The organism is Pedobacter gandavensis, assembly GCF_014172405.1.
Taxonomy (GTDB): domain Bacteria; phylum Bacteroidota; class Bacteroidia; order Sphingobacteriales; family Sphingobacteriaceae; genus Pedobacter; species Pedobacter gandavensis.
In genome coordinates, this window is record NZ_WNXC01000001.1 from 129387 (window position 1) to 144490 (window position 15104).

Consider the following 15104-nt stretch of genomic DNA (forward strand, 5'->3'; position numbering starts at 1 on the left):
TTTATGTTTCTGATTGTTCTGAGTGATCATCTCCGAAATATACATGTAAAGAGGTGTTTCATTTGCAATTCCCACCTCACGAGCTTTTCACAGCGCGACACCGAAACACTCAATTTTATATGTGATTTATTGAATAAACTGTAGTTTTGGGTAAAAACAAAAGTTATCAATCGATTGTATTTCAGTATTTTATATGTTTTGTTGCTATTTCTGGTGATCCCCTAGGATTCGAACCTTGTTCAAATTTCAGCGTTTATTCATTATCAGGGAGGTTTTAGATTTAGTACTCACCGAATCTCTCACCTCTTTTTATATACGTTTTAGCTGCAAATGCTGTAGGTTAAAGTTAACTAAAATTTGCTAAAAAATAATAAATATAAACTTAGGTGACTCTCTTAGCTTCATATTCGAGCCCTATCAGCCTCACTTAAATTTGCAAAACGTCAAAATTTTAATGCTTTTAGCAATTTTATTCTTTAATGTGGCTTTTTGCAATGTTCGATAATTAGAGACGTAATTTTGCATTGAAATTGATTTTTTATAAGTATCTGTAATTGATTATATTATGTGTTTTTTGGGTTTGAGCACAGTTGTCATCCTTTATGGTACTTATCGAAAACTTTATACTCCTTGCTGTCATTTCAATTTCTGTTTTTACAGAAAGTTCAGATAGATCATAAGTTAGGTTAAAATTTTCTTTAATTTGCTGATGCTAACTTGGGATGCCGAAATGTTTCAATGCAATCGGTTTTGATGTGTTTTACAAAATATATTATATTAAATTGATTTTCCTTAAGTGTTGTTTAAATTTTAGATTAATATATTGTAATGATTAGATTTTTAAATGCTAAGATTATTTGTCTTCTTATGGTACTAACACCAGGCTTGGTGTTGGCGCAAAAACGGGAATCCAAACCTAATGTTATTTTTATTTACGCCGATGATTTGGGGTATGGAGATGTAGGTGCATATGGTGCTACAAAAATTAAAACCGTTAATTTGGATCGTTTGTCCGGGAGCGGCATTCGCTTTACAAATGCACATTCCTCTTCTGCAACATGTACGCCTTCTCGTTACGCTTTGATGACGGGTAATTATCCCTGGCGGGTTAAGGGGACTGATATCTTATCTGGTGATGCAGCTCTGATTATCCCTTTGGATAGAATTACCTTGCCTAAGTTGTTCAAGAATGCAGGCTATAACACTGCTATTGTTGGGAAATGGCATTTGGGTTTAGGGAAGGGAGTAAAAAAGGACTGGAGCAATAGGGTTTCGCCTGGACCTAATGAAACAGGTTTTGATTATTCTTTTATTTTTCCGGCAACAGCAGATAGAGTACCTACCGTTTTTATGGAAAATCAGCGTGTGGTGGCTTTGGATCTTAACGATCCTATTGAGGTCGATTATAGAAATAAGGTGGGCAATGATCCAACAGGAAAAGACAATCCTGAATTGTTAAAGATGAAGGCTTCTCCGGATCATGGTCATGATAATACGATTGTAAATGGAATCGGTAGGATAGGTTTTATGAGCGGTGGTCACAGTGCAAGGTGGGTGGATGAGGAGATTTCTACTACTTTTTTAACCACGGCTAAAAACTATATGAGAGAAAATGCTGATCGACCATTTTTCCTGTATGTTCCGTTAACAGAGCCCCATGTTCCAAGAATGCCAGCTACAATGTTTAAAGGCAAGAGTGGGCTTGGTTACCGTGGTGATGCAATTTTACAACTAGATTGGACAGTTGGACAAATTCTGGATGAGGTAGAGGCTCTGGGGATTAAAGATAATACGATTATTGTTTTTAGTAGTGATAATGGTCCGGTATTGAATGATGGGTATCAGGACGGAGCTGTAACGCAAAGGAATGGTCATCTGCCTGCTGGGGTTTTACGTGGTACTAAAGGGAGTGTTTTTGAAGCAGGAACCAGGGTTCCTTTTATGATATCAGGGCCTAACATTGCAAAAGGCAAGGTGTCTGACGCACTTATTGGGCAAATCGATCTTTTGGCCTCATTTTCTAAACTGTTGAAGCAAAATGTGCCTTTGGGTGAGGCGAAGGATAGTCAGGATTTATGGAGTACGCTGACTGGAGCGACTAAAACAGGTCGGGAAATCTATGTGGAGCATTCGGAAGGTTTGGCTCTTGTTAAAGGGAATTGGAAGTATATTGAACCTAATGCTGGAGTTCCTTATAGAAAGTCAACGGATACTGAAACTGGTAATTCTCCAGAACCGCAATTGTACAATTTAAGAGATGATATTGGGGAGAAAAATAATCTTGCTAAAAAGTTTCCTGATAAATTGAAAGAGTTGCAGAAATTATTGCAATTAGAAAAGGATAAGAAATAGAGTGATGGTCTTTATATATTAGAGGGTTTGTAAAATAAACTGTGTCAAGGCGGTGATTCATAAGAATTGCCGCCTTGCTCATTTTAGTTCAAATCTAGCTGGTTTTCAACTGTTTACTTATAAAGAATGATCATGTAGTTGGATGGCGGTATTGTTCGCACAACTGTTTTCTGTTCTCAGTTAAAATTCAAAATCGCTGATAAATGAATGGTTTATTTCTTTGATTCCTATATCTGTGATCTTGTATTTTTCGAGCATAAGGGCTTGAAGGTGGCGTTCAAGTATCTCAAATCTTTTTAAAGTTCCAATCGCATATGGTTTACTTACCAAAGCTTTCATTTTTCTGTTGTGATTCTTCACAGCCTCTAAAAGAGTATGTGTTGCAGTGTCCTTGCCCTGAAATTTATTCTTGATACTTTCTGCTGTAATAGGTAAATCAGCTTGAGCCAGATCTTTATACAAATAAAGAAATATGGTCATGGAGGGGCGTTGGTTATTACCTCGGAGATTAACGGGTTAAAAATAGTCCAATGAAATGACCTCCTCCCTGTAAACCTAGCATTCTAAAGTTGAGTTTTGGGCGTATCCGGTGTTCCCGGAAAACAGTGCAATTGGGAAATTGAAAAGCAATATGGCCGGAGCCATCTGGGCGAGTATCCAGAACAAACATGCGGTTCCAGGGATTTGCACAGCATCAGGCGATTACATCTTTAAACTATTTCGTGCTACTGGTAAAATCGGCTATGCTGATTTGATCAGGGATATACAGCATGCACATGCAGAAGCGGTGAATATGCCAGGGCATGCCACCACAAATGGTCTGATCGGCTCTTCGATGGAAAGGATCCAGCTGAGTGATGCGGAAGGCAAAAACAGTATTGGAAATTACATCAATACCCGTAATTCCTGGACAGAAACAAACGGGATGTTGATGGCTTTGGAGCTGCCAGGCATTTACCTGAATACCGATCAGCAAAAGTTGTATGTTTTTGATCATGTAAAAGCAGAAATTCTTTCGGGTAATTCTTCAGGAACAACCATTCAGCTCCATAATCCAACAGCTTATGATCCGGAGGTTTCCATGATGGCGGAGACAGAAAATCAGGCTAAAAAACCATTGGGTTATACCGCCTTTTTAAAATGGCCGAAAGTAAAATTGAAAGCCGGGGAATCCCTGAAAATACAGGTTAAATCAAATACTGAAATCAGTATATTATGACAGAATAAATACGACCAAATGTAAATGCAATAACACGCGTAAAAATGAGCACAAACGAGTTTTCAAGACGACACTTTTTAAAACAAACGATGATGTTGTCTGCTGCGGCAGCGTTGGCACCTGGTCTGTTTTCCCAATCACCATGATGGCCATGGGCTTAGGAAAACATGTATATGTAGAGAAACCAATGGCCCGTACTTTTAATGAAGTAGAGCTGATGATGAAGGCGGCTAAAAAATACAATAAGGTAGTGACACAAATGGGTAATCAAGGCCACTCCGAAGCGAATTACTTCCAGTTTAAAGCCTGGAAAGAAGCTGGGATTATAAAAGACGTGACCTCCATCACTGCACATATGAATTCCCCAAGACGCTGGCACGGATGGGACGTGAATATCAAATCTTTCCCTGCTGCCCAAACCTTACCGGATAGCCTGGATTGGGATTTATGGCAAATGGCCACCATGGATCATGATTACAATAAGGATTTTGTGAACGGACAATGGCGTTGCTGGTTCGATTTCGGAATGGGCGCATTGGGCGATTGGGGTGCACATATTCTGGATACTGCACATGAGTTCCTGGATCTGGGTTTACCCTATCAGATCAATCCGGTTTTACAGGGACATAACGATTTCTTTTTCCCGACATCTTCTACCTTAGCCTTTAAATTTCCAAAGAGAGGATCGATGCCAGCAATAGATGTGAACTGGTACGATGGGATTAATAATTTACCGCCAATTCCAAAAGGATATGGCGTATCAGGTTTAGACCCTAATATTCCGCCACCAAGTACCGGAGTAATTGCCCCTGCGAAATTAAACCCTGGAAAAATCATTTATAGTAAAGAGCTGACTTTTAAAGGAGGTTCAGATGGCAGTACCTTATCGATTATTCCTGAAGAAAAAGCAATGGCGATGGCAAGCTCGCTTCCGGAAGTTCCATTGAGCCCTTCCAACCATTTCAAGAATTTTATTCAGGCTTGTAAAGGGGAAGAAAAAGCAAGGTCGCCATTTGCTATAGCCGGCCCATTGAGTCAGGTGTTCTGTCTGGGTGTGCTCGCACAAAAGCTAAATACGAATCTGGAATTTGATCGCAAAAGAAAAGTCATCACGAACAATAAAACTGCCAATGCTTTATTGATTGGGCCAGCACCACGTAAAGGTTGGGAACAATATTATAAAGTATAATCAATTGACCGAAAGTGTAAGGAATTTATTGCACTGAGAGTTTATGCAAAAATGTGGAGCAGTGTCTGGAAGGGCACTGCTTTTTTTGCTTTTAAGCATATTCAAATCCAGTTGAATGGACGGTTTTATCCAGCTTTTTTCGAAGTATAATCCAGTCATTTCCCGAGATTCTCCATTCCATATCCCTTTCCCGTAGTATATTTTTGATATTTCAATAGTGTTTTTTATAACCTATGGAAACTAACCTATACCAACCTAACTAATTAATGAAACTAAAAGTGTTTGGCTTGTTCACTTTGGTAAGTATTTACCTGAGTCCTCAAACAAGTTTTGCTCAAAAGCAAAAACCAAAAAGTGCAAAAAAAATTGTGGACACTGCCTATCAAAACCAGGAGGTCATTCTTAGTGTAAAAGACATGGACAACCTGACTTTACTGGATAGTGTTAGAGCAGTGATCGGGATACAATCAAAATACACCTATGGAGGGATTGCCATTTTTGAAAACATTGGAAAAGATTCTGTAGTCCTGCTGAGTAAACCGGGATATTATGGATTAGTGAAGAAACTGGATAAGGGAACGATTTCAGTGTTTCTCCAAAAAAGCACGATACCTACTGATGGTTCTGTAGTTAGCACTGGCTTGTATAACAGACCAGGTACTTTGTTCTCCGGAGCTGCGGTTACCGTCAGCGGAGAAGATCTACGTAAAGTAAATGTCAATAACTTATTTGATGCCTTAAAATATTATGTACCCGCACTTGTGGTATCCAGAGATAATCGCAATGGTGGAAATCCCAATGCTCTTCCGACCATCAGCTTAAGGGGAGCAAGTACTTTTCCTTATGCAGCTGCAGTTTCTTTCAGCGGAACATCAAAATCAGGAGTTCAGCAAAATCCTTCTTCAGGAGACTTCGTTGCCTCCAACATATTCTCAGCAGGAAGTCCGGTTATCCTGATGGACGGAAACCAGGTGAGTCTGCAAACGGCATTGGATTTCGACATCAGCAGGGTTCACAGTGTTACTGTGCTCAAAGACGCATCTGCAACTGCCAGTTATGGCATGAGGGGAGGGAACGGTGTCCTGTTGATTCAAACCATAAAACCTCAAAGAGGTCTTTTAAATGTGGGGATTACCTCGGAACTGCAAATTGCTTCAGCTGATATCTCTTCTTATAAAGTATTGAATGCCAAAGAGAAATTGGATATCGAAAATAGGGCAGGACTATACGCGGGTAATTTAAATTCTCTTTATGAGCAGCGATACAACCAGGCTCATCATAAAGGGGTCAATACCAATTGGCTGGAGCTGCCTTTACGTAAGGGTATTGGGATGAGACATTCCCTGAACCTGTCTGGTGGGAATGATGACATGGTCTACAATGTAACTGCTGGTTACAATGATAAACAGGGGAGTATGAAAGGATCCTATAGAAAGACTACTGAACTAGGGGCTTACTTTGGTGCTCGTTTCAAATCATTCTCTTTCAATAATCAATTTTCTTACCTCTCTGCAAATGCGGAAAATTCAGCCTATGGTTCCTATAATACCTATGTAAAACAGAATCCTTATTGGAGTCCTTACGATGCGGAAACAGGTAAGTTTCAAAAGATTTTAGGCTCAGATACAGTTGGCGGGGTCATCAGCAATTATATGAATCCGGCATACAATACAACTCTGGCAACCACTGATGCCGCTAAATATTCCAGAATTGCGAATGTGACCAATATGAATCTGGTATTGACCAATAATCTGCAGTTAAATGGTATTGCAAGCCTGAGTAACCAGTCTGATGAATTTGATTACTTCCTGCCTCCTAATCATACTACGTTTGCTAATGTCCCAATTGATAGTTTATTTACCAGAGGTCTGTATAAATACACTTCAAATTCCTTCTTCAATGTAGAAGCTGGACTTCGTTTACAATACCACAATAAGTTTGGTTTGCATGAAGTTTTCGGAACAGCCGGTCAGACTTTCATTCAAACCTCCAGTGAATCTACTGGAATAAGCGTTTCAGGATTCAATGTTGACCGCTTGGCGGATATGGCATTTGGAAATGGCTATTCCACCTTAAAGCCTGCTGCAGGAAAAATTGTAACGCGTTATGCATCCAGCTATGCCAACTTCGTTTACAGTTATGCCGGGCGTTACCAGTTAGATTTATCCGGAGCAAATGATTTACATTCTGCGATTGCACAAAACACCAGTGCTAAATTCTGGGCTGTTGGAGCCTCCTGGAATGTACATGAGGAAAGTTTCCTCCAGGATACAAAATGGATTAATCGTTTAAAATTAAGGGGAAGCATTGGCCAGACCGGCAATCAGTATTTTTTGTCTTATCTGAATAGAACCACCTATAACTATTATACCAATCTACAATATATCGCGCTGGGGGCAGGAACGACCGGAACATTGGGACGAGCCTTAGGTGCTTATTTAACGGGTTATGGCAATAGTAAATTACAGTCGCCACAAACTTTCAAACAGAATATTGGTCTGGATATCTCCTTGTTCAACAGATGGTCACTGAGTTTTGATCTCTATCAACAGAAAACTTCGAAACTGGTATTTCCGGAGGTGCTTGCAGCTTCAACCGGCTTGAGTAAATTCCCTCCTTATCAAAACGCTGGTAGCCTTGAAGATAGGGGAGCAGAATTTAATGTGATGGGCGTATTGTATAAATCGCCGGGTAATAACCTCAGCTGGAGCATCAATCTGAACGGTCTTTGGAACAAAGATAAAGTAACAGAACTTGCCCCTTATTTACTGGCTTTAAATGCTGAACGGGATGCCAAAGGCGATCAGACCAGATTACAGTCACAGTATTTAAAAGGATATTCACCTACTTCAATCTGGGCGGTGCCTTCCCTGGGAATTGATCCGGTAAGCGGAAAAGAGATTTTCATGAAGAAGGATGGTTCCAGTACAACGATCTGGGACGTAAATGATAAAGTTCTGGCAGGAGATCTGTCTCCGGCTTTACAGGGATCATTTGGTACAGACCTTAGTTTTAAGCAGTTTTCAGCGGGTATCTATTTCAGCTACCAGTTGGGTGCCAGTGTGTACAATCAAACTTTGGTGGATCGAATTGAGAATGCCGATCTCCTTTACAATGTTGACCGCCGTGCCTACCAGCAGCGCTGGACTCAGCCAAATGGCACCGACTTCCTATATAAGCCGCTCTCCCCAAATGGATTGCTCAGTGACCCAACATATGTGACCACCAGGATGGTAGAAAAGGATAACAGGCTGCAATGTGCTTCCATTATGTTCGGCTATGCCTTGCCTAAAACTTTGGCGAAACGAATTAATGCGAAAAATCTGTCGCTAAAATGTATCCTGAACAACGCCTTCGAATTGGGTGGCGCAGAGATGGAACGTGGAATTTATTATCCCTTCCAGCGCTATTATACCTTCTCCCTAAATGCAAATTTTTAAATGCTAAAAAATACTTTCATGCAAGTTTTAAGAATGAAAATAATAGCTGCAGCAGGATTGTTTTTACTGCTGAGTACAGGGTCCTGTAAAAAATGGATCAATGATACCCCGGAACCTTTACAAGTGGACGACTCCATCATTTTTGCTAAGGAACAAGGTTTTCGTGAAGTCTTAAATGGAGTGTACCTGCAAATGGGTGCAAAATCACTTTATGGAAGAGACTTAACCGTTGGCGTTTTGTCGGTCCTGGGAAGAAGTTATGACCTAAATGTGAACCCATCATCCGACAACCTGTATAACCAGACTGCGTTATATAACCTACAGGATCCAGGTCTGAAAAATTATGCTTCCGACCTCTGGACTAAAATGTATCAGGCCATTGCCAACCTGAATAATCTGCTCTTGAATATAGAAAAAAGGAAGGAGATGTTTACCGGCAATAATTACCAGACTTTCAAAGGAGAGGCCTTGGCACTCAGAGCCTATTTGCATTTTGATTTGCTGCGGTTATTTGCTGCAGCCCCGGCTTCAGGAACCTTAACAGCTCCGGGAATTCCTTATGTAACTACTATAGGTACCAGTCAAACACCAGTTAGTAACCTTGATCAGGTGATGGAACAATGTATCGGGGATTTGAAAACTGCCGAAAGTCTGTTGAATCCATCAGAAGCCAGTACGGTTCAAATTAATTACTGGGCGGTCAAAGCCTTGTTATCCAGGTTGTATTTGTATAAAAATGACCAGGAGAATGCGCAAAAATATGCCTACGAAGTCATCAATAGTAAAAGGTTTATACTGGCTAAAAATAATACGGATTTGCTTTTTATCAAGGAGAGTTTATTTGGCTTATTGGTACAACAGAATGGCCCGCTTCATAAAACAGTGTTTGGCGAGCAGGTTAACCTGGGATTTTCATCGGTAGCTCAAACCGAATTATATGTGGCAGGAAGCGGATCAACGGTAGACTGGCGAAAATCATTTGTCGATCCTTTAACCGGTTTTGCGAATGGACCACTTTATATGCCGAAGAAGTTTTTCCCCTTGGGTGCTAAATCTGCTTTTCCAATGATCCGTCTTACAGAAATGTATTACATCGCAGCTGAATGTGCAGTGAACAATAGGGACTCGCTTACTGCGACCACATTACTGGACTCGGTAAGGGTTCATCGAAATCTACAGAAATACAGCCTTTCGGCATTGAAGGGAGACAGTCTGAAGGTTGAAATCGGCAAAGAATACCTGAAAGAATTTATGGGTGAGGGACAGTCGTTCTTCTATTTCAAAAGGAAAAATATCCCATTCGCTTCCTTGCCATTTACCAGAATCCCGGTAGTCGGAAATGCAACGTATGTGTTTGTGAAGCCAGAATAATTTTAACTAAACATTGGATTTCAAAAATAGTTCGATACACCACAAGATGAACAGCAGTTATAAAATATTAAACAATAGATACCTTCCTAAAGGAGTTTTATTCTTTCTCCTGATGAATTTAGTGTCAACAGTACTTTTTGCCCAAAACATCACCCTTAAAGGTACGGTGAAAGATGAAAAAGGAGAGTCTATACCCGGCGCAATTGTACAGCAAATGGGAGCTAATAATGTCACCCAAACCAAAGCTGATGGAAGTTTTGAATTGAAGAACGTTACCCCAAAAGCAACCATACGGGTTTCATTTGTCAGCTATAAAGCCGCTTACATTACATTAAACCCCGGACAGCATACGATCTCCGTGATTTTGAAAAGTTCTACAACAACTTTAGCGGAAGTAACGGTAAATACCGGTTTATACAAGAGGCCGGTCGGGAATTTTACCGGATCTGCAAAAGCGTATACCGGGGAGGAATTGAAAACGGTGAATCCACGAAATGTGATGCAGGCTCTGGCAGTTCTTGATCCCTCGGTGAGGTTAAGTGAAAACAATATTCTGGGAAGTGATCCCAATCAATTGCCAGTTATTCAGATTCGTGGACAGAACAATTTTCCGGTGTCCAGTCAAAACGGGACTTCTGCAACACCAGTATCGAATGGGGATATGATGTCCAGTTATCTGGCTAACCCTAACGAACCACTGATCATTTTAGATGGATTTCAGACCACCATGCAGACCATCTATGATATGGATATTAATCTGATCGCTAACATTACCGTATTAAAAGATGCCGCTGCAACGGTTGCTTATGGTTCAAAAGCTGCAAATGGTGTAATTGTGGTCGAGACCAAGCAACCCCTTGCCGGTAAAATCAGGGCCAGTTATGCCGTAAATTTTAATATTGAACTGCCTGATTTATCCTCCTATAATTTAATGGATGCTGCCGGATTACTGGAAGCTCAACGCCTGTCGGGTATGTACAATGATGAAAATCAGTTTATCGATATCGGAAAAAAACAATGGTATAATTATCGTTTAGACCAGGTAAAAAGAGGGGTGAATACCTACTGGCCTTCACAACCATTGCAAGTAGGTTTTGGCGTAAACCATAGTTTGTCTTTAACCGGTGGAGCAGGCGCATTGCGATATGGACTGAGTTTGGGATACAATGATTCGGAAGGGGTGATGAAAGAATCAGGCCGCAAACGTTATTCTCTAAATTATAACCTTTCTTATACGGTTAAAAAATTGCGTTTTGATAACCGCATTTCCCTCGGTTATTCCAAAGGTAACAACACCTCCTGGGGAAGTTTCTCCAGTTACACGCAGCAGTTTCCCTATTTCAGGCATAAAGATGATTCGGGGAATTTAATTAAGCTATTAGAGCCCGACTATAATGAATTGGGCTTCGATTTACCTGCACTGGGTGGATCGTTTACCAATCCGATGTACAATTCCACCTTAAATACCAGGAGTTATGCAGCTACTTTAAATATAACGAACAACACCAACGTGGAATGGGCGATTTCAGATAACTTTCAAATCAGAGGAAGTTTAGGCTGGTCCAGAAATATGCCTAATTCTGAGACCTTCTACCCGGCAGACCATACCATATTTACAGGTTCTTTTTCTCCATTCCCTGAATTGGGTAGCTATTCTCAGATGAAAGGAACCAACAATGCAATTGATGGTAAAATTAATGCGAATTACAACAAACGATTTGGCCGACATACCTTATTAGCGTCTCTGGGAGGTTCCTTGCAAAGCACTTCCAGTACCAGTACTCAGATTGGAGTGGTGGGAATTCCAAATGATTATCTGGACGAATTAGGGATGGCAAATGGGTTTGGGATTTCAAACCGTAAGCCGGTTTCACAGAAAAACCTATCCAAGAGTTTGTCTAACTATTTGAGTTTGAGTTATAATTATGCGGACCGCTATACGGCTGAATTTACCATCAACCAAAGTGGTTCTTCTCAGTTCGGTACCAACAATAAAATGGCCCCGTTTTATGGAGGAGGGCTAGCCTGGAACATTACAAAGGAAAACTTCTTCAAGCCCAACCGCTTTATTCAATCTGCAAAATTAAGGGCAAGTATGGGGATTACCGGTAATCAGAACTTTTCGCCCGGGATGTCGCAGCAGATCTATCAGTACAGCTTTACCAATAATTATCGTTTGCAGCTAGGCGCTTTGTTAGGTAACTATGCCAATCCCGATCTGAAATGGCAGCAAACATTGAAGAAAAACTTAGGCTTATCATTGGGCTTATTGGATGGGAAATTAAATGCTTCTGTAGAATTATACCAGGAAACTACCGATAATCTGATTTTACCCTTAGATGTGGCGCCTTCTACAGGTTTTGTAAACTACCAGGATAACCTGGGGGGAACTAAAAATGAGGGCTACGAATTGGTGATTTCAGCACCGATTATAAAAAATGCGGCAAAGAATATATTCTGGACGATGAGTTTTAATACCGGACATTACAATAGTGTAATTACCAGGTTATCGCCAGCAATTGATGCCATTAATAAAGCCAATAACAGTACTAATGATCCAAAGATTTCTCAAAAATCACCATTGCCACGCTTTGTAGTCGGAGAATCCATGACCAGAATCTGGGCGGTTCCTTCCTTAGGGATCGATCCGGCCACCGGGAAGGAAGTATTTGAGAAATTGGACGGTAGCCGGACTTTTACCTGGGATGCACTGGATAAACGACCAATTGGAGATGCCAATAGTAAATTCAAAGGCGGACTGTCATCCAACTTTACCTATAAGAATTTTGTGCTGAATTTCAACCTGGTTTACCAGTTTGGTGGCTATATGTATAACCAAACCCTGGTGGATAAGGTGGAGAATGTAAATCTATTAATTGCGAATGCTGATCAGCGGGTATTGACTGACCGTTGGAAACAACCAGGTGACCATGCTTCCTTTAAATCATTAGTAACAAAAGGGGATAGTGGTTTACAACAGACCTTAGCCACCTCTCGTTTTGTACAAAAAAATGATTTTCTGGACATTTCCAGCATCACCGTTGGGTATAATTTTCCTGCAAACCTAAAATGGGTTAAAGCATCGCATCTTTCTGCACCACGTATCATGGTGACTCAAAATAATTTTGCCCGTTTGGGTACCATTAGAGTAGAAAGAGGTACGGGCTATCCCTTTACCAGAAGTTTCAGTTTTGGCTTATCCACTAATTTCTAATGCTATGTTTTCTAATATGAATAATCAGACCGTTCTGCAAAAAAATACCGCTCGCACTTTGTTGACTTACAGCTGTGTTGTATTGTTTTCATTTTCCTTATTAGCCATTAGCGGCTGTGGGAAATTCCTGGACTTACCACCAAGAGATAAATTCCCGCAAGAGACCTTGTTTAGCGATGAACAAGGATTTATGGATGCCCTGACGGGTGTTTATCTGGGGATGGACAAAGCAAATAATGGTCCGACACAGGGACTATACACCGAAGATTTAACGGTTGGGATGCTTTCGGTAATGGGCTATAACTATACAAATGCCACTACCTCAACGGCAAAAAATGGTTTTTATGCAAATACCTCCCGATACAACTATACAGATGGGATTGTAAAAACAGAAATTGAAGGGATCTGGAGTGGGATGTATAATAATATTGCCAATTTAAATAACCTGCTGATCCATATAGAAGGTAAGCGTGGCGTCTTTAGCCGCGATAACTATAACCGGCTAAAAGGAGAGGCTTTGGCACTCAGGGCATTGTTTCACTTTGATCTGGCCCGTTTATTTGGCCAGTCGCCGGTAACAGGTGCCAACCAAAAATCAATCCCTTATATCACTAAGTTTAACATTCAGCCAACTGCTTTTGTCACCTTAAATGTGGCTTTGGATTCCTGCATCTCGGATCTTCAAAAAGCAAAATCTTTGTTGGCGCAAACGGATACTTCTGCTATAAAAAAGGGTTCGTACGATTTATTCAGTTCTTATACACAAAATCATATGAATTATTGGGCTACACAGGCGTTATTGGCCAGAGCCTATCAGTATAAAGGTGATTTTGTGAATGCAAAAGCCAATGCTGCGGCAGTAATTGCAAGTGGGAAATTTCCCCTGGTTACAGAAAATCTAGCGAATTCGGGAAAGATAACCAGAGATCGTTTATTTTCTCAGGAGTTGGTGTTTTCTGTATACAGCACAACTTTAACCACGATAAACACCGGGCTGTTTGATTTACAGACCGCTGCGCTTCAACTGGCTGCCACAAATAAGAACGCCCTCTATACCGGCAATACCGGGAGTGTTAATGATTATCGGCTTTTATCCTGGTTTGATAACAATACTGCCGGGTTAAATGTGCCTTCTAAGCTGTTTCAGGATAAGGGTTTACCTTATGTGTTGCAAAATATTATGCCCATTCTACGCATCTCCGAAATGTATTACATCGCTGCAGAATCTTCAGGGATGGAAGGTAATATTGGTACAGGGCTGTCTTTCCTGAATAAGGTAAGAACGAGCAGAGGCTTAAGCGAATTAATGCTAACCACCATTACCGACGAGGCTACACTGTCTAATGAGATCATGAAAGAGTATAAGAAGGAATTCATTCAGGAAGGCCAGACTTTCTTCTATTATAAACGCCTCAATAAAGATCTGGCAGCGGTAACAGGGACTACGGTTATTGTACCTCAGGGAGCCTACGTTTTTCCAGTTCCGGATAAGGAAGTAGAATACAATCATTAATTCATTAAATATCAGAAAAGCATGAAACCATATCCCGCATATTTATTCTTCCTTGTCTTTATCCCATTTTTTATGGGATGCGAAAAACAACCGCAATTGTTTGAGGAAAGTGATGGCCTTTATTTTGGCACAGCTAGTCCTAACTTTTATTATTCATTCGCAAAATTTCCCCGTAAGCTGATCGATACCATTCAGATTCCGATCAATGTTTTTGGAAATGCGGCAGGTACTGAACGCGCGATCTCTATTGAAAACATAAAGTCAGCGGAATTTGAAGCAGTAGAGGGGGTACATTTCAAATTGTTATCGGATGTAAAAATACCGGCAAACGCTTTTAAAGCAACGGTACCGGTAGCGGTGTACCGTACACCTGAACTGGAAACAAAAGGTTTGAAATTTAAACTGGCCATCAATAAAAACGCAGCTTTCCCGGGAACAGGAATTACCAGTCAACAGGAAGTTACCGTAAATCTGACTTATATACAGCAACCAGCCAGCTGGGGCACTTTAACAGGAAACCCTTTTGCAGGATATTCAGCCAATTTTGGATCCTGGACAAAAACCAAGTATAAGCTGATTCTGGATGCTTTATACGATCCATTGACTGGGACAACCGTAACAGAGTTTCCAGAAGGTAATCGTTTTACAGGCCAGCATCCGGTGGCATACGATCATTATGTAGCTATTGTAAGAAATTATATACGCCTGAATTATCCGGGCAATTATGGTGGAGTGGGGGCTAGTATAAAAGACCCAGATGCCAATAACCAGCCTGTACAAGTTGGACCATCAAATTATTAGTGATC

Annotated in this window: 10 protein-coding genes; 9 read left to right on the plus strand and 1 reads right to left on the minus strand. The window is 40.7% G+C overall.

What is annotated here, in order from left to right:
• Nucleotides 1-867: 867 nt before the first annotated feature.
• The gene (locus tag GM920_RS00510) at nt 868-2352 is read left to right on the plus strand and encodes a sulfatase family protein (RefSeq protein ID WP_182952660.1); all 1485 of its coding nucleotides are present in this window, start codon (nt 868-870) and stop codon (nt 2350-2352) included.
• 180 nt (nt 2353-2532) lie between these two features.
• Here the strand turns inward: GM920_RS00510 and GM920_RS00515 are convergent, their stop codons facing one another.
• Entirely contained in the window at nt 2533-2832 is a 300-nt protein-coding gene (locus GM920_RS00515) for a hypothetical protein (protein WP_182952661.1), read from the minus strand.
• A gap of 139 nt (nt 2833-2971) precedes the next feature.
• On the opposite strand from GM920_RS00515, the gene GM920_RS00520 reads away from it, so the two are divergent.
• The 8 genes from GM920_RS00520 (at nt 2972) to GM920_RS00555 (ending at nt 15099) form a co-directional block, all read left to right on the plus strand.
• Nucleotides 2972-3571 (plus strand): hypothetical protein, encoded by a 600-nt coding sequence (locus GM920_RS00520; protein ID WP_182952662.1) that lies wholly within the window; start codon nt 2972-2974, stop codon nt 3569-3571.
• 89 nt (nt 3572-3660) lie between these two features.
• Nucleotides 3661-3717: a hypothetical protein gene (locus tag GM920_RS23960; RefSeq protein WP_394367953.1), complete on the plus strand. Its 57-nt coding sequence runs from the start codon at nt 3661-3663 to the stop codon at nt 3715-3717.
• Nucleotides 3708-4760, plus strand: a complete 1053-nt coding sequence (locus GM920_RS00530) for a Gfo/Idh/MocA family oxidoreductase (RefSeq protein ID WP_317171508.1) — start codon at nt 3708-3710, stop codon at nt 4758-4760. The genes GM920_RS23960 and GM920_RS00530 overlap by 10 nt, the downstream gene beginning before the upstream one ends.
• Nucleotides 4761-5026: 266 nt before the next feature.
• Nucleotides 5027-8200 (plus strand): SusC/RagA family TonB-linked outer membrane protein, encoded by a 3174-nt coding sequence (locus GM920_RS00535; protein WP_182952664.1) that lies wholly within the window; start codon nt 5027-5029, stop codon nt 8198-8200.
• Between the two features lie 18 nt (nt 8201-8218).
• A complete protein-coding gene (locus GM920_RS00540; protein WP_182952665.1) occupies nt 8219-9571 on the plus strand; it encodes a RagB/SusD family nutrient uptake outer membrane protein in 1353 nt (450 codons plus the stop codon).
• Nucleotides 9572-9683: 112 nt separating this feature from the next.
• Nucleotides 9684-12785: a SusC/RagA family TonB-linked outer membrane protein gene (locus GM920_RS00545; RefSeq protein WP_182952666.1), complete on the plus strand. Its 3102-nt coding sequence runs from the start codon at nt 9684-9686 to the stop codon at nt 12783-12785.
• A gap of 16 nt (nt 12786-12801) precedes the next feature.
• On the plus strand, nt 12802-14298 hold the full coding sequence (locus tag GM920_RS00550) for a RagB/SusD family nutrient uptake outer membrane protein (protein WP_182952667.1): 1497 nt from the start codon (nt 12802-12804) through the stop codon (nt 14296-14298).
• Between the two features lie 21 nt (nt 14299-14319).
• Nucleotides 14320-15099, plus strand: coding sequence for a DUF4843 domain-containing protein (locus GM920_RS00555; RefSeq protein WP_182952668.1), 780 nt, complete (start codon nt 14320-14322; stop codon nt 15097-15099).
• Nucleotides 15100-15104: the final 5 nt, after the last annotated feature.

What these genes read in the sequence shown, in the direction of transcription:
- GM920_RS00550 (WP_182952667.1), top strand. Translation starts at nt 12,802, where the DNA reads ATGAATAATCAGACCGTTCTGCAAAAAAATACCGCTCGCACTTTGTTG.
- GM920_RS00545 (WP_182952666.1), top strand. Translation starts at nt 9,684, where the DNA reads ATGAATTTAGTGTCAACAGTACTTTTTGCCCAAAACATCACCCTTAAA.
- GM920_RS00540 (WP_182952665.1), top strand. Translation starts at nt 8,219, where the DNA reads ATGCAAGTTTTAAGAATGAAAATAATAGCTGCAGCAGGATTGTTTTTA.
- GM920_RS00515 (WP_182952661.1), bottom strand. Translation starts at nt 2,832, where the DNA reads ATGACCATATTTCTTTATTTGTATAAAGATCTGGCTCAAGCTGATTTA.
- GM920_RS00510 (WP_182952660.1), top strand. Translation starts at nt 868, where the DNA reads ATGGTACTAACACCAGGCTTGGTGTTGGCGCAAAAACGGGAATCCAAA.
- GM920_RS00555 (WP_182952668.1), top strand. Translation starts at nt 14,320, where the DNA reads ATGAAACCATATCCCGCATATTTATTCTTCCTTGTCTTTATCCCATTT.
- GM920_RS00535 (WP_182952664.1), top strand. Translation starts at nt 5,027, where the DNA reads ATGAAACTAAAAGTGTTTGGCTTGTTCACTTTGGTAAGTATTTACCTG.